21 protein-coding genes, 1 tRNA gene, 3 pseudogenes, 1 CRISPR repeat array and 1 other annotated feature are annotated in these 22,397 nt (G+C 70.5%); of the genes and pseudogenes, 18 read left to right on the forward strand and 7 right to left on the reverse strand.

The window, feature by feature from the left end:
• On the reverse strand, positions 1-862 hold an 862-nt coding region (locus EOE48_RS25205; RefSeq protein ID WP_127733644.1), incomplete at its 3' end, for an RsmB/NOP family class I SAM-dependent RNA methyltransferase.
• A 111-nt stretch (positions 863-973) separates the two neighbouring features.
• On the opposite strand from EOE48_RS25205, the gene EOE48_RS29365 reads away from it, so the two are divergent.
• On the forward strand, positions 974-1,138 hold the full coding sequence (locus tag EOE48_RS29365; protein WP_187371542.1) for a hypothetical protein: 165 nt from the start codon (positions 974-976) through the stop codon (positions 1,136-1,138).
• Positions 1,139-2,420: 1,282 nt separating this feature from the next.
• Here the strand turns inward: EOE48_RS29365 and EOE48_RS25210 are convergent.
• Entirely contained in the window at positions 2,421-3,230 is an 810-nt protein-coding gene (locus tag EOE48_RS25210) for an alpha/beta hydrolase (RefSeq protein ID WP_127733645.1), read from the reverse strand.
• A gap of 157 nt (positions 3,231-3,387) precedes the next feature.
• Between EOE48_RS25210 and EOE48_RS25215 the strand changes: the two genes are divergently transcribed.
• The 9 genes and pseudogenes from EOE48_RS25215 to cas2 all read left to right on the forward strand — a co-directional run bounded on the left by EOE48_RS25215 (position 3,388) and on the right by cas2 (position 10,617).
• Positions 3,388-3,633, forward strand: a complete 246-nt coding sequence (locus EOE48_RS25215; RefSeq protein ID WP_187371543.1) for a hypothetical protein — start codon at positions 3,388-3,390, stop codon at positions 3,631-3,633.
• On the forward strand, positions 3,630-4,700 hold the full coding sequence (locus EOE48_RS25220) for a DHH family phosphoesterase (protein WP_127733646.1): 1,071 nt from the start codon (positions 3,630-3,632) through the stop codon (positions 4,698-4,700). The genes EOE48_RS25215 and EOE48_RS25220 overlap by 4 nt, the downstream gene beginning before the upstream one ends.
• A 149-nt stretch (positions 4,701-4,849) precedes the next feature.
• Positions 4,850-4,987: pseudogene (locus EOE48_RS25225) on the forward strand (DNA polymerase ligase N-terminal domain-containing protein); the annotation flags it as partial.
• Between the two features lie 54 nt (positions 4,988-5,041).
• A pseudogene (locus tag EOE48_RS25230) lies at positions 5,042-6,269 on the forward strand (IS3 family transposase).
• Positions 5,323-5,439 (forward strand) — a sequence feature (AL1L pseudoknot). Its footprint overlaps the pseudogene before it by 117 nt.
• 116 nt (positions 6,270-6,385) lie before the next feature.
• The gene (gene cas5c / locus EOE48_RS25235) at positions 6,386-7,093 is read left to right on the forward strand and encodes a type I-C CRISPR-associated protein Cas5c (protein WP_127733647.1); all 708 of its coding nucleotides are present in this window, start codon (positions 6,386-6,388) and stop codon (positions 7,091-7,093) included.
• Positions 7,090-8,922 (forward strand): type I-C CRISPR-associated protein Cas8c/Csd1, encoded by a 1,833-nt coding sequence (gene cas8c, locus EOE48_RS25240; RefSeq protein WP_127733648.1) that lies wholly within the window; start codon positions 7,090-7,092, stop codon positions 8,920-8,922. The genes cas5c and cas8c overlap by 4 nt, the downstream gene beginning before the upstream one ends.
• Positions 8,912-9,847, forward strand: coding sequence for a type I-C CRISPR-associated protein Cas7/Csd2 (gene cas7c / locus EOE48_RS25245; protein WP_127733649.1), 936 nt, complete (start codon positions 8,912-8,914; stop codon positions 9,845-9,847). Before cas8c ends, cas7c begins: the two co-directional genes overlap by 11 nt.
• A 36-nt stretch (positions 9,848-9,883) precedes the next feature.
• Complete coding sequence (cas1, locus tag EOE48_RS25250; protein ID WP_281292800.1) at positions 9,884-10,312, forward strand: CRISPR-associated endonuclease Cas1; 429 nt, start codon at positions 9,884-9,886, stop codon at positions 10,310-10,312.
• 71 nt (positions 10,313-10,383) lie between these two features.
• A complete protein-coding gene (gene cas2 / locus EOE48_RS25255; RefSeq protein WP_246154869.1) occupies positions 10,384-10,617 on the forward strand; it encodes a CRISPR-associated endonuclease Cas2 in 234 nt (77 codons plus the stop codon).
• A gap of 184 nt (positions 10,618-10,801) precedes the next feature.
• Positions 10,802-11,096: direct repeats of the CRISPR family, unit length 32 nt; unit sequence GGTCGCCCCCTCACGGGGGCGCGGATCGAAAC.
• Between the two features lie 136 nt (positions 11,097-11,232).
• Here the strand turns inward: cas2 and EOE48_RS25260 are convergent.
• Complete coding sequence (locus EOE48_RS25260) at positions 11,233-13,572, reverse strand: CRISPR-associated endonuclease Cas3'' (RefSeq protein WP_210249600.1); 2,340 nt, start codon at positions 13,570-13,572, stop codon at positions 11,233-11,235.
• A 189-nt stretch (positions 13,573-13,761) separates the two neighbouring features.
• Here EOE48_RS25260 and EOE48_RS25265 point away from each other — a divergent pair.
• A tRNA-Arg gene (locus tag EOE48_RS25265) sits at positions 13,762-13,838 on the forward strand.
• 350 nt (positions 13,839-14,188) lie between these two features.
• Here the strand turns inward: EOE48_RS25265 and EOE48_RS25270 are convergent.
• The gene (locus tag EOE48_RS25270) at positions 14,189-14,737 is read right to left on the reverse strand and encodes a protein phosphatase CheZ (protein WP_127733651.1); all 549 of its coding nucleotides are present in this window, start codon (positions 14,735-14,737) and stop codon (positions 14,189-14,191) included.
• Positions 14,738-15,257: 520 nt separating this feature from the next.
• Complete coding sequence (locus EOE48_RS25275) at positions 15,258-15,458, reverse strand: hypothetical protein (RefSeq protein ID WP_127733652.1); 201 nt, start codon at positions 15,456-15,458, stop codon at positions 15,258-15,260.
• Positions 15,459-15,665: 207 nt separating this feature from the next.
• On the opposite strand from EOE48_RS25275, the gene EOE48_RS25280 reads away from it, so the two are divergent.
• The gene (locus EOE48_RS25280) at positions 15,666-15,842 is read left to right on the forward strand and encodes a DUF1328 domain-containing protein (RefSeq protein WP_127733682.1); all 177 of its coding nucleotides are present in this window, start codon (positions 15,666-15,668) and stop codon (positions 15,840-15,842) included.
• Between the two features lie 46 nt (positions 15,843-15,888).
• On the opposite strand, the gene EOE48_RS25285 is transcribed toward EOE48_RS25280, so the two are convergent.
• Positions 15,889-16,119: a NepR family anti-sigma factor gene (locus tag EOE48_RS25285; RefSeq protein WP_127733653.1), complete on the reverse strand. Its 231-nt coding sequence runs from the start codon at positions 16,117-16,119 to the stop codon at positions 15,889-15,891.
• Positions 16,120-16,322: 203 nt separating this feature from the next.
• On the opposite strand from EOE48_RS25285, the gene EOE48_RS25290 reads away from it, so the two are divergent.
• The 3 genes from EOE48_RS25290 to EOE48_RS25300 all read left to right on the forward strand — a co-directional run bounded on the left by EOE48_RS25290 (position 16,323) and on the right by EOE48_RS25300 (position 18,286).
• A complete protein-coding gene (locus EOE48_RS25290) occupies positions 16,323-17,126 on the forward strand; it encodes a response regulator (protein WP_127733654.1) in 804 nt (267 codons plus the stop codon).
• A 419-nt stretch (positions 17,127-17,545) separates the two neighbouring features.
• Complete coding sequence (locus EOE48_RS25295; RefSeq protein WP_127733655.1) at positions 17,546-18,043, forward strand: hypothetical protein; 498 nt, start codon at positions 17,546-17,548, stop codon at positions 18,041-18,043.
• 39 nt (positions 18,044-18,082) lie between these two features.
• Positions 18,083-18,286 (forward strand): hypothetical protein, encoded by a 204-nt coding sequence (locus EOE48_RS25300; protein WP_127733656.1) that lies wholly within the window; start codon positions 18,083-18,085, stop codon positions 18,284-18,286.
• On the opposite strand, the pseudogene EOE48_RS30410 reads toward EOE48_RS25300, so the two are convergent.
• A pseudogene (locus EOE48_RS30410) lies at positions 18,283-18,402 on the reverse strand (KGG domain-containing protein); the annotation flags it as partial. The gene EOE48_RS25300 and the pseudogene EOE48_RS30410 sit on opposite strands and share 4 nt — an antisense overlap.
• Before the next feature lie 224 nt (positions 18,403-18,626).
• Between EOE48_RS30410 and EOE48_RS25310 the strand changes: the two are divergent.
• The 3 genes from EOE48_RS25310 to EOE48_RS25320 all read left to right on the forward strand — a co-directional run bounded on the left by EOE48_RS25310 (position 18,627) and on the right by EOE48_RS25320 (position 22,349).
• On the forward strand, positions 18,627-18,851 hold the full coding sequence (locus EOE48_RS25310; protein ID WP_127733657.1) for a hypothetical protein: 225 nt from the start codon (positions 18,627-18,629) through the stop codon (positions 18,849-18,851).
• Positions 18,852-18,933: 82 nt separating this feature from the next.
• Positions 18,934-21,906, forward strand: coding sequence for an ABC transporter transmembrane domain-containing protein (locus EOE48_RS25315; protein WP_127733658.1), 2,973 nt, complete (start codon positions 18,934-18,936; stop codon positions 21,904-21,906).
• Positions 21,903-22,349 (forward strand): Crp/Fnr family transcriptional regulator, encoded by a 447-nt coding sequence (locus EOE48_RS25320; RefSeq protein WP_127733659.1) that lies wholly within the window; start codon positions 21,903-21,905, stop codon positions 22,347-22,349. Before EOE48_RS25315 ends, EOE48_RS25320 begins: the two co-directional genes overlap by 4 nt.
• Positions 22,350-22,397: the final 48 nt, after the last annotated feature.

The following is a 22,397-nucleotide window of genomic DNA, read 5'->3' on the forward strand; positions in this document are numbered from 1 at the left end:
GGGGCGTGCGCACCTCGGCGGCGGCACCGGCCCGGCGCAGGCGCTCGTGGATCGGCGCGAGCCGCCGCGGGTCGCCGTCGCTGGCGACGAGGCGGCCGCGGTTCTGCATCATCGCGGCGAGCGCCAGGGTCTTGCCGCCGCCGCCGGCGCAGAGGTCGACCACCGTCTCGCCCGGCCGGGCGCCCGACAGCAGGGCGGCGAGCTGCGAGCCCTCGTCCTGGATCTCGAACCAGCCGTCGAGGAATTCCGGCTCGACATGCAGGGCCGGGCCGCGGCCGTCGTCGCCGACCGGCACCCGCAGGCCGTGCGGCGCGTGCGGCGTCGCCGCGGCGCCGAGATGCGGCAGGGCCGCCAGCACCGCGTCGCGGTCGGTCTTCAGGGTGTTGACCCGCAAATCCAGCGGCGCCCGGCGGGCCAGCGCCCTCAGCTCGGGCAGCAGGTCGTCGCCGAGGGCGGTCTTCAGGGAGGGCAGCACCCAGTCCGGCACGTCGCCGGCGACGTGGACCGGCGCGTCGGCGAGCGACCCGGCGTCGAGCCGGGCGCGCTCGGCCCCGGTGAGGGGAGGGGGCGCGAAGCGCTCGCCGCTGAACAGCTCGGCGATGGTCGGGGCGGCCAGGCCCCGCTGGAGCCGCAGCATGCCGACGAGGACGGCGCGGGAGGTGTCCTCTCCCATGATCCAGGCGGCGGAGGCGCGCCGGCGCAGGGCGTCGTAGACGAGGCTGGCGATCGCGGCGCGGTCGCCCGAGCCGGCGAAGCGGTGGGCGAGACCCCAATCCTTGAGCGCGTCGGCGGCCGGGCGGCGGCGGCCGGCGACGTCGTCCAGCACCTCGATGGCGGCGGAGAGGCGGGCGGCCGGCGTCACCGCGAAACCGCCACGCTCGCGCCGGGATGGCGGCCCGATACGGCCAAGCTTTCGGCCCGCGCAGCGGCGAAACCGTCACGGTGCATCCCGCACCACCGGAGCCCTGAACCCATGTTCCCTGCCTTACACCTCGCCCTGGCCGGCCTGATCCTCGCGGTGGTCGCAGCCTGCGCCACCTCGCCGGCCTCGACGCCGGACTTCGCTCCCCCGCCGCCCCGGGCCCCCGACGCCAAGACCCAGCTCGAATACGGCACGCCGGCGCCCCGGCGCTCCTGACCATCGCTCACCGCGCGAGCAGGATCCGTCCCGCGAGGACGAGCCCCGCCGCCATCGGCACCCCGGTGAGAACGGCCCGGAGGCTCGTGAGAGGCATGGCAGATCGGCGTGGCGGACGTCCGGCGGGACCTCATCCGCCAGCCGGCGCCGGAACGCAAGCGAAACGGCCCGGCGCCCCCCTTAGGCGCCGGGCCGCGATGTCGTCCTCGGGATCCGGTACGGCTCCGGCGACGAATTGCAGGTCGGTGTTGCCGGCGCCCGCCGACAGGTCGAGGTCTCCGTCACGAGATCCTCGCCGGCCTCGGCGCTGATCAAGGGGCGCAGCTCGACCGGGCATGGCAACTGGATCCGGATCACGGATCGCAAGCGGCTCGGCGATGTGCTGCGCGAGCGCGACGTTTTGGGTGATGGGGGAGGGCTCGTGCAGCAAGCTGGCCCGTGAGCGCGGTTCCGATGTGGCATGATCCACGCCGATCACATCAAGGGGCGGACCTCCTGCAGGGCACGCCCGTCGCACGGCTCCGACGAGTTCGCAGGCAGAGCGGCACAGGCGCAGCCGGCACATCAACGGCACTCGGGATCGACCGCGCCACACGCCATCCGCATCCGAGGCGCACTCTAACCGCCCACCGACTCGGCCAAGCCTGCGCCCGGCGCGCGCGACACGATCCGACCGTGTGACCTTTGCCGCAGGAGCCTTCGCCCGGATCCCTTTGAGCCGACTCCCTGATCCGAACCCGGTTGCGCCGCCCGTCGACCTGCGCTGGTGAGATCCCGCGGTCAGCACCCGTAGCTCAGCTGAATAGAGCGTTGCCCTCCGAAGGTCAATGACCCGCTCAGCTGACGTATAATCTGCTCCGCGTAGCCTCAACAACTTAGCGAGTCAGCTAGTCGAGCTTGGGGCCGGCGGAAAGCGCCCGCGGCGCAACTGGGCCACATCGGGCCTGTCTCGTCGATCCGTATGAGAGCGGCCCTGGAGCGCGGCTGTCCGCAATAGCTTTGAGCTTGCGTGGCAGCATTTTCGCTGCCGGAGTGGCACATAGACCACAGAGGGAGCACGAAGTCCCAGAAAATTCGCATTGTCGCCTGGGGGATGCATCCAGGACCCATGAGGATATCGTGTTCATCCTTGGCAGGCTTGACCCGTCACGGAGACAGCAAGGGCCGTGTCGCCTCCGGATAGCGGTATCTGCCACTCGCTGCCTCGACACACGCCTTTCCCGGATGAGGCAGATGCATCTGCCCCATCGCGAGCGGCCAGAGAGCTGACCCAGGGGCCTCTCTATCCGATGCCCACCAACAGCTCGACGACCTTCTCGGGCATCGGCACCTCGACGTCGTGCGGCACGGCCAGCTCCCGGTAGTCCCAGCCGGTCTTGGCCCTGGCGCGCTGTCGGCTCGGCTCGATCGAAGCCAGGGCGGGGTTCGTGTAGGCGACGTAGGTCACCGGCAGACCGGCGCCCGCGGGCTTCGACAGGCGCACCGGACTCTCGTAGGTGCCGATCGGGTGCGGCCGCAGGCGCTGCATGAACCAGTCCTTGGCGGGACCTGCCGGGATCGGAAACGCATCCGGGCCCGGCACCGGCAGCCCGACGCCGGCGCCCTGGTCGAGGGCTGCCTTGCGGCGCGCATCGGCCATCCCGGCCGGCAGGATCGTGAAGGCGGTGTCGCCATTCTCCGGGATCAGGGCGTCGAGGTAGACGATGTGCCGGATCCGGTCGGTCAGGCGATCGGCGACCCCGGTGACCGCCATGCCGCCGTAGGAATGCCCGACCAGGATGACGTCGCGGAGTTCGTCCATCTCGAAGACGGCGGCCACATCCTGGATGTGGGTCTCGACGGTGATCTGGCGCGACAGCAGGTGGCTACGTTCGCCGAGGCCCGTCTGGGTGGGCGTCCAGACCCGATGCCCCTGCTGGCGCAGCCCTGCCGCGACGTCCCGCCAGATCCAGCCGCCGCCATAGGCTCCGTGCACCAGCACGTAGGTCTTCGAGGCACCCGGCGCCGATTGGGCGCGGGCGGCCGTGCCCGAGAGCGCCGCGGCTCCGAGTGCCGAGAGGCCGGCGAGTGCCGCTCTGCGATCGACCGTCATGGTCACCTCCCTCCGTCGTCGATTGTTTCTGGGAAGCGATGTAGAGGCAGATTGCCTCCGTTCCACTACAGGGTGTCGGCTGCACGGCCTGAAAGCGGTGCGTCCCCGTGCCTCGCTTGGAGTGAGAACCGCCGACGAGGGCGGGTGTTGTGCCGGCATGACTGACCCACACACCCCATCGGCCACAGCGACGCAGGCCCGCAAGCGAGAGATCGCCGTCGAGCACTTGCTGTTCACCACCATCCGCTTCGTCGCCGAGCGGCATCCCGAACTGCTGGACGTGCTCGAACGCAGCGTCGATCGCCTCGGGGATCCTGCTGACGACGCGACCCAGGACAATGAGGCAGTCCGCGACATCGCACGCCGGTTCGTTGCAAGCCTTCGAGCCGAGACGCGATCGTGACGTCCGGCGGCTCCGGGGGCTTTCTGCCGACGTTGGCTCGCTTCGGCGCCGGCGCGCCGGTGGTGCTGTGCCACGACGACGCCGACGGCCTCTCGGCTGGGGCGATCTTCGCTCGGGCTTGCTCGCAGGCACCCCACGGCCCAGCGCGGGTGCGAGTCATCGGGCGCGGCGAGAGCGCTTGGTCCGACGCGATTCGAGCCGAGCTCGCTGCCGGCCCGCCGGTCGGCGGCTTGATCGTCACCGATCTCGGCGTGCAGGCGGAGCCGATCCTGCCCGGCGTGCCGACGATCATCGTCGATCATCACGTGCCGCGCAGCGAGCCGGCTTCAAAAGTCGCGACCGTCGTGTCCGGCTTCGGTGCGGAGCCGACGCCGACCTCCAGCCTCCTCGCCCAAAGCTGCGCGGCAGCGTTGCTCGGCGAGGCGGGCGCCGACGACCTCGTCTGGCTCGCTGCTCTCGGGGCCGTGGGCGATCTCGGGGAGCGCGCGAGCGCGGCGCGGTTTCCCAACGTGATGACCGGTGCCCGACGCTTCGGAACCGTGAAGGCCCTGCGCGAGGCAGTGAGCCTCGTCAACGCCCCGCGCCGCTCCAGCCGCGGCGACGCCTCGCCCGCCTTGCGCCTGCTGCTGCGAGCGGACAGCCCTAGCGACGTGGTGTCGGATGTCTCGCCCGACGGTGAGGCGTTGCGCTCCGCTCGCGCTGAGGTGAAGGAGGCACTCGACGCTGCCCGCACGGTGCCGCCGCTCTTCGCGGGCCCGGTCGCACTGATCCGCTGCGATTCGCCCTGCCAGATCCACGCCCTCATCGCCCAATCATGGACCCATCGCCTGCGCCGACAGGTGGTGATCGGCGCCAATGCAGGCTTCCGGGAGGGCTTCGTCCACTTCGCCGCACGCAGCGCCTCGGTGCCGGACCTGATCGCCTTTCTGCAGGACCGCGCCCCGACCCTTGGCCCCAAAGACCACTTCGCTCAAGGCCACCAGCGCGCGACAGGCGGGCAGGTGACGCGGGAGACCTGGAACCGCTTCGTCGCCGGGCTCGGGTTCGGACAAGAGGCCCTGGCTTGACGTCATCCGCCGGACCCCGAGCACGACCTCGCACCTCGGGTTGAGGTTCTCTGGAGAAGCAACCTGAGGATCGATTCGTCGTTGCGCCTGTAAGGGGCAACGCTGACTGGAGGCGCTGCCAGACCGGATTGATTGCCGTTCACATGCCGTCCTTCGTCGTCCAGAAGCACGCTGCCCGTCGGCTCCACTACGACTTCCGGCTGGAGGTCGACGGTGTGCTGAAGAGCTGGGCGATCACCCGCGGTCCGAGTCTGATTGCCGGCGAGAGACGACTTGCCATCGAGGTCGGGGTGAATCGCCCCGGGTTTCCCGGAGGCTCCCCCTTCTGAGAGGATGGAGCCATGACGAAGCGAACAGCCCCGTTTTCCCCCGAGGTGCGCGAACGCGCCGTGCGGATGGTGCGCGAGCACGAGGGCGAGCACGGCTCGCAGTGGTCGGCGATCCAGTCGATCGCGGCTAAGATCGGCTGCTCGGGCGAGACGCTGAGGAACTGGATGCGCCAGTCCGAGCGGGATCAGGGTGTACGTCCTGGCCAGACGACGGACGAACGCGAGCGGATCAAAGCACCCGAGCGGGAGAACCGCGAGTTGCGCCAGGCCAACGAGATCCTGCGCAAGGCGAGCGCGTATTTCGCCATGGCGGAGCTCGACCGCCGGTTTCGGCCATGATCCGCTTCATCGACGATCATCGAGAGGTCTACGGGGTCGAGCCGATCTGCAGGGTGCTGCCGATCGCCCCGTCGACCTACTACGTGCACGCTGCCCGACGTGCTGACCCCGACAAGCAACCAGTTCGTGCTCGCAGCGACGCCGTGTTGATGATCGAGATCAAGCGCGTGTTCGAGGCGAGTTTCTGCGTCCACGGCGTGCGTAAGATCTGGCGGCAACTGGCCCGTGAGGGGATCGTGGTCGCTCGATGCACGGTGCGCGGTTGATGCGCCGATTGGGCTTGGCGGGGGTGGTGCGGGGCAGGACCGTGCGCACCACGATCCCCGACCCGGCCGCAGCTTGCCCCCTCGACCGCGTCAACCGTCAGTTCAAGGCTCCACGGTCGAATGCCTTGTGGGTCAGCGACTTCACGGACGTGGCGACGTGGTCGGGCTTCGTCTATGTGGCGTTCGTCATCGATGTGTTCGCCCGGCGCATCGTCGGCTGGCGAGCCTCACGCAGCGCTCATGCAAGCTTCGTGCTGGATGCTCTGGAACAGGCGCTGCACGAGCGTCGTCCCGTTCAGGGCAGCGGGCTGGTGCATCACTCGGACCGCGGCTCGCAAGACTTGGCTTTGCGCTACACCGAGCGTCTGGCCGGAGCCGGTATCGAGCCGTCGGTCGGCAGCGTCGGCGACTCTTACGACAACGCCTTGGCGGAGACGATCAACGGCCTGTTCAAGGCAGAGGTGATCCACCGACGCGGACCCTGGCGTTCCTTCGAGGCCGTCGAGTCCGCCACCCTGGAGTGGGTCGACTGGTACAACCACCGTCGCCTCCTCGCGCCCATCGGCAACGTCCCTCCCGCCGAGGCCGAAGCGCGCTATCATGCCCACGTCGACGACCAAGCCCTGGCCGCCTGACGCAAGTCAATCAGCCTCCGAAAAACCCGGAGCGGTTCAATTGTTTTTCGGAAATTATTCATGGAAGATCTTAATAGTAACGACTGTTTCTTTGTAGACTTTTAGAAATTTGAATAATGCCGCACCATCGGGTTCGTTGGAGGCCAAGCGTGGGATACGGTATCAAGCTACACGTTTGGGGTGACCGGGCCTGCTTCACGCGACCGGAAATGAAGGTCGAGCGTGTCTCCTACGACGTCATGACGCCCTCTGCGGCCCGCGGCATCCTCGACGCCATTCTCTGGAAGCCGCAGATGCGCTGGATCGTCGAGCGCATCCACGTGCTCAGGCCGATCCGCTTCCAATCGCTGCGGCGCAACGAGGTCGGGGACAAGGCGTCGTCGGCGCTGACGGAGCGCGCCATGCAGACGGGCTCCACGGCGGGGCTCGGCCTCGTCGTCGAGGAGAAGCGCCAGCAGCGGGCCGCGACCCTGCTCACGAACGTCGCCTACGTCATCGAGGCGCGGTTCGAGCTCACCGACAAGGCGGGCCGCGACGACACGCCGGCCAAGTATCTGAGCATGTTCAACCGCCGCGCGGCGTCGGGGCAGTGCTTCCATCGGCCCTGTCTCGGCACGCGCGAGTTCCCGGCCGATTTCGCCCTGCTGACCGAGGACGCCCCGCTGCCCGCGAGCACGCTACCCGCCGAGCACCGCGACCGCGATCTCGGCTGGATGCTCCACGACATCATGGGGCCGGGGCGGGTGTCGCAGTTCTTCCGCGCCCGCCTCACGGGCGGGGTGCTCGACGTGCGGGCCTGCCTCGCCGAGGGGACGGTGACGTGACCGTCCTGCAGGCCCTCGACCGCTACTACGACCGCATGGCGGCGCGGGGCGAGGCGGAGGCGCCGGGCTTCTCCCGCGAGAAAATCGGCTACTGCCTCGTGCTCGCGCCGGACGGTTCCGTCGTCGAGATGCAGGACATGCACGAGATGGTGCGCCGCAAGCGCCAGCCCCGCCTCGTGGAGGTGCCGGCCGCTGTCAAGCGCACCGCAGGCATCCTGCCCAACCGGCTGTGGGACAAGACCGCCTACGTTCTCGGCCGCACCGCCGGCCCGGGCCGACGAACGGCGGAGGAGCACGCCGCCTTCAAGACCCTGCACCGCGACCTGCTGGCGGGGACCGACGATCCGGGCCTGCTAGCGCTCGCCCGCTTCCTCGAAACCTGGGACCCGGCCGCCTTCGACGCTGCCCCGTTCGAGCCGGAGATGCTCGACGCCAACGTCGTCTTCGCCCTGGCCGGCGAGCGCCGCTGCCTCCACGAGCGGCCGGCGGCCCGGCTCCTCGTGGCAAGCGGTCCCGCCGCGGAGGCGACCGGCCCGGTCTGCCTCGTCACCGGCAAACCCGCCGCCCCGTTGCGACTGCACCCGACGATCAAGGGCGTGGAGGGCGCGCAATCCTCCGGCGCCGCCCTCGTCTCGTTTAACAAGGACGCCTTCACCTCCTATGGCAAGTTGCAGGGCGACAACGCGCCGGTCTCGGCAGAGGCGGGGTTCCGCTATGGGGCGGCCCTCAACCGGCTGCTTGACCGCCACAGCCGCAACCGCCTGCGCCGTCCGCTCGGCGACGCCACTGTGGTGTTCTGGGCCGACACGTCTGCGACGGTCGGCGAGGACGCGGCCTTGGCCGCGGAAGACACCTTCGCCTCGTGGTTCGATCCCGCCCCCGGCCCAGCGCCCGACCAGGATGCGGCCGAAGCCGCGCTGATCCGCGACGTCCTCGCGGCCCTGGCCGCCGGCCGGCCGGTCGAATCGGTGGCGCCGAAGGTCGCGCCCGGCACCCGCTTCCATGTGCTTGGCCTCGCGCCCAACGCCGCGCGTCTGTCGGTGCGGTTCTGGCTGGAGGATTCCTTCGAGGTCCTCGCCCGGCGGCTGGCGCAGCACCATGCCGACCTCGCGCTCTCGCCCCGCCCGCGCCACTGGGGCAAGCCGCCCTCGATCGCCCGCCTGCTCGTCAAGACCACGGCGTTGCAAGAAAAGTTCGACACCATCCCGCCGCTGCTCGCCGGCGAGGTCGCCCGGGCAGTTCTCTCCGGCACGCGCTACCCACGCAACTGGCTCGCCGCCGCCCTGATGCGATTGCGGGCGGGGGACGATCCCGCGACTGGCTGGCACGCCGCCGCCATCCGCGCCTGCCTGGCGCGGGACCTGCGCCTGAACGGAGACCGAGGGGAGATTCCGGTGAGCCTCGACAAGGACGATCCCAGCCCCGCCTACCAGCTCGGGCGCCTGTTCGCGGCGCTCGAAGCTGCGCAGCGCCTCGCCCTCGGCCGGGGGATCAACGCCACGATCCGCGACCGCTACTTCGGCGCGGCCTCGGCGACGCCGGCGAGCGTCTTCCCACTGCTCTTGCGCGGAGCGCAGAACCACGTCGGGCGCCTGCGCAAGGACCGCAAGGATTACTGGATCGAGCGCGAGATTGGCGAGATCGTCGAGCGGCTGCCCTCGTCGCTGCCCCGCGTGCTGCGGCTCGACGCGCAGGGGCGCTTCGCCATCGGCTACTACCACCAGCGCCAGGCGCAGTTCGCCAGCCGGCCGGCCCTCGCCTCCGTGGACGGGACGGAGTCCGGCCAGACCGAAGACACCACGATCGAGGACAGCCAGGATGACGTCTGAGACCGCCGGCGTGACCCGCCGCCACGAATTCGTGCTGTTCTTCGACGTGCAGAACGGCAACCCGAACGGGGACCCGGATGCCGGCAACCTGCCGCGCCTCGACCCCGAGACCAGCCAGGGCCTCGTCTCGGACGTCGCTCTCAAGCGCAAGATCCGCAACTACGTCGCCCTGGCCCGCCCCGACGCCCCGGGCCACGAGATCTACATGCGCGACGGCGCCACCCTGAACCTCGAACACCGGCGGGCCTGGGCCGCGGTGATGCCGGAGGCCAAGCCCGAGGACCAGAAGAAGCTGCCGAAGGAGGCCAAGGCGCGGGAGCTGACGCGCTGGATGTGCGCCAACTTCTGGGACATCCGCACCTTCGGGGCGGTGATGACCACCGGCGTCAATGCCGGCCAGGTGCGCGGCCCGGTGCAACTCGCCTTCGCGCGCTCGGTCGAGCCGGTCCTGCCGCTCGAGATCGCCATCACGCGCCTCGCCGCCACCACGGAGTCCGACGCCGAGACCAAGGGCGGGCGCACCATGGGTCGCAAGCACATCGTGCCCTATGGCCTTTACCGCGCCCATGGCTTCGTCTCGGCGCCGCTGGCCTCGCACCCGGTGAAGGGCACCGGCTTCTCTGACGACGATCTCGCGCTGTTGTTCGAGGCTCTCGGGCAGATGTTCGACCACGACCGTTCGGCCGCCCGCGGCGAGATGGCGACCCGCAAGCTCGTGATCTTCCGCCACGCCACGGCGCTCGGCAACGCGCCCGCCCACACCCTGTTCGACCGGGTGCAGACCCTGCGGGTGCACAAGGGCGAGGCGCACGAGATCGGCGCCGACGCCACCGACAACTGGCCCCCGGCCCGCAGCTTCTCGGATTACCGCGTCACCGTGGACCGGGAGGGACTGCCGGCGGGGGTCGAGGTGATCGAGCCGTAGCGCCGGGATGACGGCCCGACTGCCCTGCGCGACCGGATCAACGCCCTGTTGTCGTTCCTCTACGCGCTGCTCGGCCACGATTGCCGGTCGGCGCTGGAGGCGCACGGCCTGAATCCGCAGGTCGGGTATCTGCATGCCGACCGCCCCGGCCGCGCCAGCCTCGCCCTCGACCTGATGGAGGAACTGCGCGCGGTCCTGGCCGACCGGCTCGCGCTCAGCCTCGTCAACCGGCGGCAACTCGGCGCGGAGGACTTCGTCGTCGAGGAGGCGGGTGGCGTGCGCCTCACCGACGAGGCCCGCGAGCGCGTTCTCGTCGCCTGGCAGGAGCGCAAGCGCGAGGAACTGCGCCACCCCTTCCTCGACGAGACGATGCCGCTCGGCCTCGTCTGCCACGCCCAGGCGCAGATGCTGGCCCGGCACCTGCGCGGAGACCTCGACGGATACCCGGCCTTCGTCTGGAAGTGAGGCGGTGCCCTGCTGATGCTCGTGGCCTACGACGTGAACACCCAATCCGCTGCCGGACGGCGGCGCTTGCGTTGCGTCGCTTCGCGCGAGCCTGCCTCGATTACGGCCAGCGGGTGCAGAACTCGGTCTTCGAGTGCGAGGTCGAGCCCGCGCAATGGACGGAGCTGCGCGCCCGCCTCGTCGGCGAGATCGATCCGCAGCGCGACTCGCTCCGCTTCTACCGTTTGGGCGCCAATGCGCGCGGACGGATCGAGCATGTCGGCGCCAAGCCGATCCTCGATCTCGACGGGCCGCTGCTCTTCTAGCCGCTTGCGCGAACCCGAAGCGGACGGCCTTCGCCCGGAGCGTTCGCGCATCGCCGAACCCCTTGCGGAACGGCACTTTTCGACACCGTGTCGGTTCCCGCTCCGGCCCGGACCGCCCCGGCAGGAGGCGTTCGCGCAAGTGGGTCGTATTTCGTTTTCCGAGCAGGCGGTTAGAGTGCCGGCCGGTCGCCCCCTCACGGGGGCGCGGATCGAAACACCTTCGAGGGCCAGTCCAAGAAGGAGGTCGCCGCGGTCGCCCCCTCACGGGGGCGCGGATCGAAACAGCGTGAGCAGACGTGGATCATCAGGTTCGCGAGGGTCGCCCCCTCACGGGGGCGCGGATCGAAACTTGTAGAGCAGGTCGCCGTCGTTGAAGAGCGGGTGGTCGCCCCCTCACGGGGGCGCGGATCGAAACGGGGCGATCATGCGGCAGCCTACGGTCCCGTAGGTCGCCCCCTCACGGGGGCGCGGATCGAAACCACGACGGGATCCGCCGTCCCATGGGCGTCACGCGTCGCCCCCTCACGGGGGGCGCGGATCGAAGGGCGTCGGGCCGCCGATCCGCGAGCGGCCTCACGCGATGATGTTGTCCTCCGGCGCGCGGTAGGCATCGTCCTACAGCCTCAGACCGGTCCGCGGATCGTAGAAATCCATGTCGTCGTCGAGGCGCAGCAGAGCCCCTTCGAGCAGGGGGTGGACGGGCCGCAGGCGGCCGAGCGCTAGCCAGCGCGCCCGCAGCGTCGGCGGAACGGGCACGACGTAGGCCTGCAGACGGCGCAGGTCGTCGCCGAGGGGACGGTCCATGGCGGCGATCCGGGACAGGAGGGTCTGCGCCCGGTCGTCGTCCGGGCTGGCCGGCCACGGCACGATGACCGGCTCCATTGTGTCGTCGATGAGGCGGAAGGCCCGGGCGATGCTGTCGAAAGGGAAGGCCTGCGTCCTCGCCCGTTCGGCGATGGCCGGCAGGATCGGCCAGGTGTCGCCGTCCAGCCGGGGACTGTCGAACAGGTGCGGGCCCTTGCGCCAGTAGACTCCCCGGAAATAGGCCCGGATCGCGTCCGGCGCGAGCGGATCCGCATGCGTCCGCAAGACCTCCTCGGCAGCGTGGCGGAACGCGTCGAGCTCCCGGGGCGGCGGAGCGTCGGCCGGCTCGAACACCACGACGCGCCCGGCGCCTGCCAGAGCTCCCTCGCGGTTGCACCGGCCGGCGGCCTGCGCCACGGCGTCGAGCCCGGCCGTCGCGCGCCAGACCTCCGGCAGGTCGATGTCCACGCCGGCCTCGATCAGCGACGTGCTGACGATCCGCACCGGCGCGCCGTCGCGCAGCGACGCTCGGGCGGCATTGAGCACGGCCCGGCGGTGGCGGGGGCACATCAGAGTGCTGAGATGGACCGCCCCCGGCAGGGACGCGATCCGATCGAACAGGGCCTTCGCGTGCCGGCGCGAATTGACGATGCAGAGCATCTGCGGGACCTCGACGAAGCGCCGCGCCACCGTCTCGTCCGGGGTCAAGCCGGCGAGCCGCTCGACCGCGACCCGCCGCAGCACCCGGTAGAGCCGGGGCGGATCGGGAGCGAGTTCGCGGGTGTCGTCGACCGGCAGCCCGGCCTCGAAGCCGTCGACCTGCCGCAGGGCGGGCTGCGTCGCCGTGCAGAGCACGACGCTGGCGCCGTAATTGCGGGCCAGTTCCTCGATCGCGGCGAGGCACGATCTCAGCAGGGGCAAGGGCATCGCCTGCGCCTCGTCGAGGACGATGACGCTGCCGGCGAGGTTGTGCAGCTTGCGGCAGCGCGATGTGCGGTTCGCGAACAGGCTCTCGAACAGTTGCACCGCCGTGGTGACGACGACCGGCGCGTCCCAGTTCTCGGCGGCGCGGCGTAGCCGGGAGGCTGGATCGAGACCGATCCCATCGTCGCCAATGCGGCCGGCAGCCTGCCAGTCGAAGGTGGCGTGATGTTCGAGGACGCCGGCCTCCTCCTCGAGGGCGGTGCGGAACACCGCGGCGGTCTGCTCGATGATCGCAGTGAACGGCGCGACGTGGACGACGCGCCGCAGGCCGTGCCCCACGGCATGATCGAGGGCGAAGCTGAGCGAGGCCAGCGTCTTGCCGCCGCCGGTCGGGACCGTGAGGGTGAACAGCCCTGGTGCCAGCGCCGCCCGCTCGCGCACGGCCGCGAGCACCTCGGCCCGCACGGCGTTGACGGGGCTGGGCCGCGCCCTGGCCGACAGCCCGTCGAGATGGGCCCGTAGCCGCGCCTGCAGGACGGCGATCGTGGGGTAGCCGCCCCGGGAGACCGGCCGCGCGCCGGCATAGAACCGCTCGGTCTCCAGGAAGTCGGCATCAACCAGACAGGAGAAGAGCATCCGAGTCAGGAACGCGTGGGTGAAGCCCGGCACCGCGCTCTGGGCGAAACGCCGCGTGGGGACCAGCCGCGCCATCGGCGGGAGTGGTGCGGCGTGGCTCCGCCACCCCTCGAAGGCCGGGATGTCGCGCTGGCTCGGATCGAGCCGGCTGTCGATCCCATCGCCGTCGTCGAGACCCGCATGATGACCCGCGATTATGGTGGCGAGCATCCGCCCGAGCGGGAGGGGATACTCGGCTACGGCCACGCGTGCGCCTGCCGTCGAGTGGTCGCAGCTTGGGGCTTGGGCGTGCAGGTAAGCCTGAAATGCCTTCGATGCCTTGCCGACATCGTGGAGCGTGCCGGCGAGCCGCGCCAGCTCACCCCAGCCAAAGACGTCGGCGAAGCGTGCAGCGATCTCGCCTACCCGAGAGAGATGGTCCGCCAGGGGCTCCCATTGCGTTACCGGCTGGCCTGGCACGGAATGGGCGTAGATGCTGGTCATGCCTGCTGCGGTCCCCGCCCTAGGGGCCTCTCGATCGTCGGTGCGCTCATGCCAGACTATCATGGGCGCAGCCGGCACATCAGCGGCACGCAGCGGCAGACGCGCCACATGCCGTCTGGATCCCGGGCGCAATGCCGGCCCCGCACGGCTCAGTCGCCCTTCTCCCGGCGCGCCCGACACGATTCGACCGTGTGACCTTTGCCGCAGGAGCCCTCGCCCGGATCCCTTTGAGCCGACTCCCCGATCCGAACCCGGTTGCGCCGCCCGCCGACCTGCGCTAGTGAGGTCCCGCGGTCAGCACCCGTAGCTCAGCTGGATAGAGCGTTGCCCTCCGAAGGCAAAGGTCACACGTTCGAATCGTGTCGGGTGCGCCACTTTCATCTGACCTGCCGCACAATCAGTTGACCTGTTGAACGGCGAGATCGGATTTGCCGCTCCTTTGCGGTGCTTGAGCGAAGCCGGTTTCCGAAACGCGGGAGCGACTGCACCGCAGCCGCCCTTGTAGGGCCGTTGCTCGATCCCCACCGCGTTCGATCTCGCAGACCGTCACGAGGCGCCCGAGAACGAGGATGTCCGACGTGCCGAGGATCGGGGAGGGCACCTGACATCCCGAGGTCGTGCACAGGCGCCGCCCTGGCAAGGCGATGTCGCTCGCCGTTACCCAGACCGGGCCGCGGCGTTCCGGTGACAGGATCCCGCCCGTCGGTTCACCCGGAAGGCGAGGCTAGGGAAACATCGCGTCGACGGCGTCCTGGCAGACGGCGGCGGCGCCGGGCAGCGCGGGACCGTTCAGGAGCGCGTCGTCGCCGGTGCGCCGGTCGCCCATCGGCTTCGTCGGGGGCGCGGCGCCGGATCCCGACCACAGGTTGAGCATCTCGCCGACTCGCTCCTCGACCAGCATGATGGTGCGAACGACCTTCGAGATCCGCTGACCGGTCAGGTCCTGGAAGTTGCAGGCTTCGAAGATGGCCTGCATCTGAGCCTGAATGGCGAGAGCGTCCGTCCGGGTCGCGTCGTCCCCGGCCCGCATGGCGATCCCGCGGGCGAGGCTCTCGACGGTTTCGGAGGCCGTGAGGATGGTGTCGGTGGCCTGCTCGGTGCCCTGGACGACGGCGTGGAGTTCGTCGCGAGCGCGACTGGCTTCCTGCTCGTGCCGGAGATCGGCGATCTCCTGGCGCGTCCGGACGATGGCCTCCGAAATCGAGATCAGGTGACGCTGAAGCACAGCGGTGTGCTCTTCGAGCGCGGGTGGAGCTGACGAACTGCAGATCATGGCACCTGACGCCGTTTCGACATGATCGTGCCACCATGGGCGAGGTCGCGGTCCGTATCAACACCACACGGGCGAGGATCGCTCAGCAGTCTTAATAATGCGATCGAGCGAGTGTCCTCCGCTCATCATCGTCTTCATGGTAGCGGCGCCAGGAGCACGCGACGAATTCTGTGGACAATCCGGTCTGCCGCCGGACAGCCCGGATCGACCTGTCCTGGCCTCGGCCGTCGCGTGACCGGACCGGCGCCACCTTCCGGGGACCGTTCGCGAGGTCTCGGCTGGCCGCCGTGCCGACCGCTGACGTCTCGCCGGGATCGTCACGGTTCCGGGCGAGGTCCCGGGGGCGACGTTCGACCGGTCGAGCCATGCTCTGGGCCGGCTCGCCCAAGCATCGGGGAACTGCGGAACCTCCACGCGGTGGCGACCGTGATCCTCGAGCCCCGTGGCCGGCATCATCGGACGAACGGCAGACTGGGGGTGGGCCGGCGCGAACGCAAGGCGGCCGGCCCGGGCCGCGACCTCAGCGCCGACGGCGCACCCGCACCGGGACCAGGACGGGAGCGGACGCCCTTTCCGTCGACATCAGCGACAGGCAACCGGCGAGACCGAGCGCGCCGACGGCCGCGAGCACGACGACCGGGGCGGCGACGAAGGCGGTCAGAAGGGCCATTGTCAGGGCGAGCAGGACGAGGCCGGTTCGCAGGGCAACGGATCGATTCATGAACAAAGCCTCCATCCATCAGGCAGGGCAACGTAGAGTGCGACACCGCGGTTCCGCGGCCAAGCTCTCATTGCCCTCCATCATACGATGGGGTGTCTGAATCGGATCTGCACCTGCGACATAGCGGAACCCAAAATCAGGCTTGACGTTAAAGCACCGCGAATCGCGGCGATCCCGCCGATGATTCGCTCCAAGGAGGATCAGGCCGTGCTGGGTTGGGCGATCACGTTCCTCGTCGTGGCTCTCGTGGCCGCGCTGTTCGGCTTCGGCGGCATCGCCGGCACCGCCGTCGAGGCGGCCAAGCTCGTCTTCTTCGTGGCCGTCGTGCTGTTCGCGATCTCGGCCGTGGTCGGGCTGCTGCGCGGGCGCTCTCCGACGCTCTGACCGGATGCCGGGACGCGCTGCGGAAGCGTGTCCCGGGCGCGCGGTCTCAGCGGATTTTGGCGTCGGTCGCGTCGGCCTCGCCGCGGTCCAGCCCGGCCAGCAGGTCGATGAACCGGTCGGGAATCGGCTGCTGCATCAGCTCGTCGTACATCGCGCGCAGGTGCGATCCGATCCGGGTCTGGACGGTGCGGTCGAGAGCGGGCTGCTCGTCGCCGAGGGCGAGATGCGCCTCGTCCGCCGGCGCCTCGGCGCCCGGATACCCCTTGCAATCGATCATGCGCTTTCCTTGCTGCCGCCCCTGGTCGCCGGGCAAGCAGGGTTGGTCGCCCGTTGACGGGGCGCGTGCTTGCGCGGACAACGCCCGCGACGCGGCGCGGTTCCCTGCGCCGGAACGAAACCACCCGACGAACGTTGAGCGTCGAGGCCAGCGCGGCGCATGCCGTCTCGTGCGCGCGAAGAACGATACGCAAGGGGACCTGAATGTCGACAGCACAACTCGTCGTGCAGCATCTGCCTTACCTGCGCCGTTACGCGCGCGCGCTGACCGGCAGCCAGGTTGCCGGCGACGCCTATGTGGCGGCGACGCTCGAGACCCTCGTCAACGAGCCCGAGACCCTGGGCCGCAGTTCCAACGTCAAGGCCGATCTCTTCCGCGTCTTCACCCGGATCTGGAACTCGCTGTCCGTCAACGGCCAGAGCGAGCAGGTCCAGCACGATCTTCCGGCGGAGGTCCGGCTCGGGCAGATTACCCCGCTCCCCCGTCAGGCGTTCCTGCTGTCGTGCCTGGAGGGCTTCTCGGAGGAGGACGCCGCGACCATCCTGGGCGTCGAGATCGACGAGGTGCGCGACCTCGTGGACGAGGCCGGGCGCGAGCTCGCCGCCGACATGGCGACCGAGATCCTCATCATCGAGGACGAGCCGCTCATCGCCATGGACCTCGAAGCCCTGGTCGAGGGTCTCGGCCACAACGTCACCGGCGTCGCCCGCACGCGCAGCGAGGCGAGCGTGCTCGCCCAGACCAAGCGGCCGGGCCTGATCCTCGCCGACATCCAGCTCGCCGACGGATCGTCGGGCCTCGACGCGGTCAACGACCTGCTCCAGAACTTCGAGGTGCCGGTGATCTTCATCACCGCCTACCCTGAGCGCTTCCTCACCGGCGAGCGGCCGGAACCGGCCTTCCTCATCGCCAAGCCGTTCCAGCCCGCCAACGTCTCGGCGGTCATCAGCCAGGCCCTGTTCTTCCAGCAAAGCGCCAAGCGGCGCGAAGCCCGGGCGACCGCCTGACCCCCTCGGCCTCACGCCGTCCTGCCCCGAGCCGCGGATCGTCTCCGCGGCTTTTCGCTGCGTGGACGGGGTGGCAAGGTCGGCGCAGCGCATACGAAAAACGGGCCGGATCGCGAGATCCGGCCCGTGAGAGTTTCCGGCCGATGCACAAGGGGAATGCGGGGAGGACCAGGTGGCCGGGTTGTCTCATCAACGTGGCCCGGCCGCGGGAGGTTCCGGGATGCAGGCTCTGGCGCCGCTTTTTCTTGCCTGTTGCGCGCCCGCCACTCACGCCGGATCGAGAGGGTGAACGAACCGTTACCGGGTTTGCTCGCATCCCGTTGATTAACTGTGCCGTTCGAGGACAGAGGGCGGAACGACCGGCGGTGCCGGCGCGTTATGAAGATGACGTGTCAAGCTTCGCTGCGAGGGCCACGCGTATGCTTCGCGCCCACCTGTTCTTCGGCATCACCATACCGGCTGCATTCCTGGCGTTTCTGGGCCAGCCCCTGGTCGAGCACTCGCTGGAGGCGGTCGCCCGACCGGCTGGCAGCGGAATCGTCGCCAAGGGCGACCGTCTGTCGCGGGGTCCGGCCACCCAAACCGCCCAGGTTCCCGTCTCGGTCGAGATCACCGGGCTCGGGGCCGCGACGGTCACCCTGCGCAACGCCGCCGGGGAGATCGTCTATCGGACGGATCGCCTCAGCAACACCACCCTGGTCGCGCGCGACACCGAGGTGCCGCACGTCACCCTGCGCAGCCGGGACGGCGCGCCGGTGGTGCAGAAATCGCCGACGGCGAGCGAGACCCCGCCACGCCGGATGCTGGAGGGCTGCGAAGGCGCCGTCAGCAGCCTCGCCGGGCATGAGGCCCGCCGCCTTCTGCCGAGCCGCTGCCTCGCCGACGCCGTCGACCTGCGCTCCGGCCGCGACGTCTGAGGCCGACGCCCCCCGACAACACCTTTTGGAGGATCGCCGATGTTCGACATCTGCGAACCGGACGTCTCCCCTCCGCCGGCCGTCGCTCTCCGCCCCGAGCGCGATGCGACGGCGACGCACGAGGCCGAGCGACTCGCCGCTCTCCTGGAAGGCATCCTGCCGACGAAGATCCCCGATGAGGCGGTCTGCATCGCTCTCGCACAGCGCCACCTGCTCGTGACCGCACGAGACCGCGCTCCCTGACAGGAAGCCCCCCGCTCCGCCGGTACGCTGCGGCCGCCCTTGCTGGCGATCTCGCGCTGCCGTTCCAGGTCCATCGAGGCGAAGCCGCGCTTCGACGTCGAGTTGCCGGATGCCATTGTGTGCCTCCTTGCTGTGTGTTCTCAGTCCGAACAACCTTCAGCGGAAATGTTGGTTCCTGCTAGGCTCCCGGCCCGGCCCCTGTGCGGAGGGCGTGGAAAAGCTGTGCGGAAGTCCGTTCCCCGCCCCGGTCCTGCCGCCGGGAACCCCTCCGCTCCCGAACCCGTTCGAGGACCATCCCGGCGCAGGCCGGCGCCCGGCCGTCACGATTAGGAGAACAGCGGTGACAAACCCCGACATGGTGAAGCGCGCCGCGGCACAAGGCGGGCCGGGAGCGCCGTCGCCCAACCGCCAGCCGACGCCGCCGGTGCCGGCCGCCGAGGGCGACGCCCACCCGATCGCCCGCGAGGAGCCGGAGGACTCGCCGACCGCCGACCGCCGGGTTCCGGCGCCCAATCCGCAGTTCCGCGGGCCTCCGAAGAGCGGGCTGTCGACCCGCAAGGACTGAACGCCCGCGGGTGCGCGCGTCGCCCCCGTTCCAAGCCCGCCCCGACCGCTTTACAGAGGCAAGCGTGGGGGCGGGCGGTCGCATGAGCGCGGTGGACGGCAACGACAGGGACAGGGGCCGGGACGACGGCCGCGGGAGCCGCGACGGCGACGCCGAGGCGCGCGACGCCCAGGGCGGGCTCGACCGCAGCCTGTTCCGCTACGTCTGGCGCCACTCCAAGCGCGATCAGATCATGATCTGCGCCGTCGTGCTGGCCTCGCTGCCGCTCTATTTCGCCTCCCTCGACCTGCCGCGGCGCATCGTCAACGAGGCGATCCAGGGCCACGCCTTCGAGAAGGGCAATCCGACCACCTCGTTCCTCGTCCTGCGCCTGCACCTGCCGGACATGCTCGGCGGCGACAAGGCGGTGTTCGACGGCTTCGACGTCGACCGGTTCGGGCTGCTGTTCGGCCTTTCGGTCCTGTTCCTGCTCCTCGTCCTCGTCAACGGCGCGTTCAAGTACTGGATCAACGTCGCCAAGGGCACCCTCGGCGAGCGCATGCTGCGCCGGCTGCGCTTCCAGCTCTTCTCGCTGATCCTGCGCTTCCCGCCCGAGGCCCTGCGCCAGACCAAGTCGTCGGAACTCGCCACCATCGTGCGCGACGAGGTCGAGCCGGTCGGCGGCTTCATCGGCGACGCCTTCATCCTGCCGGCGCATCTCGGCACCCAGGCCGCCACCGCGATGACGTTCATCCTGCTCCAGAACGTCTGGCTCGGGCTGATGGCGGCGGGCGTCGTTGGGGTGCAGTTCGTGGTCATCCCGCGGATGCGGCGCGAGCTCCTGCGCCTCGGCCGCCAGCGCCAGCTCGCCTCGCGCCGCCTCGCCGGCCGGGTCGGCGAGGTCGTGGACGGGATCGAGGCGGTGCATTCCAACGGCACCGAGGCGTGGGAGCGGGCCGAGATCGGCCACCGCCTGTTCCACCTGTTCGACCTGCGGCTGCGCATCTACCAGCGCAAGTTCATGGTCAAGTTCCTGAACAACCTGCTGGCGCAGATGACGCCGTTCCTGTTCTATTGCATCGGCGGCTACTTCGCGCTCAAGGGGCAGCTCAGCATCGGCCAGCTCGTCGCGGTGATCGCCGCCTACCGTGACCTGCCGCCGCCGCTCAAGGAGCTGATCGACTGGGACCAGCAGCGCCTCGACGTGCAGGTGAAGTACGAGCAGGTGCTGCAGCAGTTCCTGCCCGAGCGCCTGCGCCCCACCCGCACCGAGGGCTGCGACGGCGCCCTGCTCGGGCCCCTGGCGCTGGAGGAGGTCGGCGTGCGCGAGCCCGCCGGCCCGGTGCTCGAAGGCGTCTCGCTCGCCGTCGCGCTGCCGACCCGGCTCGCCATCGTCAGCGACGGCACGCCGTCCGCGAGCGCGCTCGCGCGCGTCGTCGCTCACCGCCTCGCGCCGACCGGCGGCCGCGTGACGGTCGCCGGCCGCGACCTGTCGGACTGGTCGTCGTCCTCCCTCGCCCGCCGCATCGCCTATGCCAGCGTCGAGCCGGTGCTGTTCCCGGGCTCCCTGCGCGACAACATCGTGTACGGCCTCAACCGCCCGCCGCCGGGGGGCCAGGCGGCGTCGCGCGACGCCGAGGAGCAGCGCCGGATCGGCGAGGCGCGGCGCACCGGCAACCCGCTCGACGGCCTCGGCGACGGCTGGGTCGACTACGTCCGGGCGGGCCAGCCCGACGAAGCCGCCCTCGACCGGGCGATCCTCGATTGGCTGCGCCGGATCGGGATGGGGGACGAGGTCTACCGCTTCGGCCTGCTCGGGCAGGTCGATCCCGACCGCCACCCGGACCTCGCTGCCCGGGTGATCGAGGCCCGGGCCGGCCTGCGGGCGAGCCTCGCCCGAAGCGGCCGCGACCACCTCGTCGAGCCCTTCGACGTGGCGCGCTACAACCGGCAGGCGACGGTGGCGGAGAACCTGCTGTTCGGCGTGCCGACCAGCCCGGCCTTCATCGGGCGCGCCCTGGCGGAGCACCCGGTGGTGCGGGCGGTGCTCGACCGCTGCGACCTCACCGATTCCCTCGTCCTGATGGGCGAGCAGATCGCCTCGACGATGCTCGAGATCTTCCGCGGCCTGCCGACCGGGCACCCGCTGTTCGAGCAGTTCTCGTTCCTGTCGGCCGACGAGCTGCCGGAATACGAGGCGATCCTGGCCCGGCGCACGGCGGTCGAGGCCTCGGTCGCGCGCCATCGCGGCTCGCGCCTGTCCAAGGCGCGCCGGCGTCTCATGGGCCTCGAACGCTACGGCAGCGCCGACGCGACCCGGCTCATCGCCCTGCCGCTGGCCTATATCGAGCCGCGCCATCGCCTCGGCCTTATCGACGACGACTTCCGCGCCCGGATCGTCGAGGCGCGCGGCCTGCTGCACGGCACCCTGGAGGCCACCGACGAGGGCGGGGTCGACTTCTACGATTCCGAGGCGGTCTGCGTCGCGGCGCCGCTGCGCGACAACCTGCTGTTCGGCCGCATCAACCAGTCGGTGGCGGATGCCGCCGGGGCGGTCACCGCCGCCATCACCGAGACGGTCGAGGAACTCGACCTCGCCGACGCGATCGCCCGGGTCGGCCTCGACCATCAGGTCGGTCCCTCGGGCCGGCTGCTGTCGGGGCCGCAGCGCGCCGCCGTCAGCCTCGTGCGGGCGCTGATCCGCCGGCCCGACCTGCTGGTGCTCGACGGCGCCCTCTCGCCGATGGGCGAGAACCGCGCCAAGGCGGTGCTGGGACTGCTGCTGGAGCGCTCCGGCGACGAGCGCAGCCTCGTGGTGGTGCTGCCGAGCGAGCGAGCGGCCGGCCTGTTCGACGTGGTCTGGCGCGCCCAGGGCACCCGGATCTCCGTCCAGGCGCCGGAGGCCGGCGGGACCGGTGCGCCGGAGACCCCGGGGCCCGATGACCGGGGAGAGCCGGGCGACGGGGCTGGCGCCGGGCGCGGCGCTGCGGCACTCTCCGGCGACGCGATGACGGAGCCCGGCGACGGCCGGGCCGCGCGGCCGGTGCTCGCCGGCCCGCCGGGGAACGACGCATGACGCTCGAAACCGAGGTGCAGTCGCTGCGCCAAGTGCCGATGTTCCGGGAGGTCGATCCGGCCCGCCTCAAGCTCCTGGCCTTCACGAGCGAGCGGGTGCATTTCGCCGCCGGACAGCGCTTCTTCGACCAGGGCGACGCCGCCGACGCCGCCTACCTGCTGCTGGAGGGGGAGGCCGCAGTCACCCTCGACGGACCGCAAGGGGCGATCCAGGTCGCGGTGCTCGGCGACAATGCGCTCGTCGGCGAGATGGGCATCCTCGCCGACCAGCCGCGTTCCGCCACCGTGACGGCGGTCGGGCCGACCACCGCCTTGCGCATCGACCGCCGGGTCTTCCTCGAACTGCTGAGCCAGTTCCCGCAGATCGCCATCGCGGTGATGCGCGAACTCGCCCACCGGCTCGAACTCACCAACCAGCAGCTCGCCCAGACGCGGGCCCGCTGAGGCCAGGTCCGGCCCGGGACCCGAACAAGAATCCGCAGACGGGGAAAC

Source organism: Methylobacterium oryzihabitans (assembly GCF_004004555.2).
Classification (GTDB): domain Bacteria; phylum Pseudomonadota; class Alphaproteobacteria; order Rhizobiales; family Beijerinckiaceae; genus Methylobacterium; species Methylobacterium oryzihabitans.

Bases quoted from the DNA above. Each gene is read 5' to 3' on its own strand.
- EOE48_RS29365 (WP_187371542.1), top strand. From the start codon at position 974: ATGTTCCCTGCCTTACACCTCGCCCTGGCCGGCCTGATCCTCGCGGTG.
- EOE48_RS25210 (WP_127733645.1), bottom strand. From the start codon at position 3,230: ATGACGGTCGATCGCAGAGCGGCACTCGCCGGCCTCTCGGCACTCGGA.
- EOE48_RS25215 (WP_187371543.1), top strand. From the start codon at position 3,388: ATGACTGACCCACACACCCCATCGGCCACAGCGACGCAGGCCCGCAAG.
- cas5c (WP_127733647.1), top strand. From the start codon at position 6,386: ATGCCGCACCATCGGGTTCGTTGGAGGCCAAGCGTGGGATACGGTATC.
- cas7c (WP_127733649.1), top strand. From the start codon at position 8,912: ATGACGTCTGAGACCGCCGGCGTGACCCGCCGCCACGAATTCGTGCTG.
- EOE48_RS25270 (WP_127733651.1), bottom strand. From the start codon at position 14,737: ATGATCTGCAGTTCGTCAGCTCCACCCGCGCTCGAAGAGCACACCGCT.
- EOE48_RS25275 (WP_127733652.1), bottom strand. From the start codon at position 15,458: ATGAATCGATCCGTTGCCCTGCGAACCGGCCTCGTCCTGCTCGCCCTG.
- EOE48_RS25285 (WP_127733653.1), bottom strand. From the start codon at position 16,119: ATGATCGATTGCAAGGGGTATCCGGGCGCCGAGGCGCCGGCGGACGAG.
- EOE48_RS25290 (WP_127733654.1), top strand. From the start codon at position 16,323: ATGTCGACAGCACAACTCGTCGTGCAGCATCTGCCTTACCTGCGCCGT.
- EOE48_RS25295 (WP_127733655.1), top strand. From the start codon at position 17,546: ATGCTTCGCGCCCACCTGTTCTTCGGCATCACCATACCGGCTGCATTC.
- EOE48_RS25300 (WP_127733656.1), top strand. From the start codon at position 18,083: ATGTTCGACATCTGCGAACCGGACGTCTCCCCTCCGCCGGCCGTCGCT.
- EOE48_RS25315 (WP_127733658.1), top strand. From the start codon at position 18,934: ATGAGCGCGGTGGACGGCAACGACAGGGACAGGGGCCGGGACGACGGC.
- EOE48_RS25320 (WP_127733659.1), top strand. From the start codon at position 21,903: ATGACGCTCGAAACCGAGGTGCAGTCGCTGCGCCAAGTGCCGATGTTC.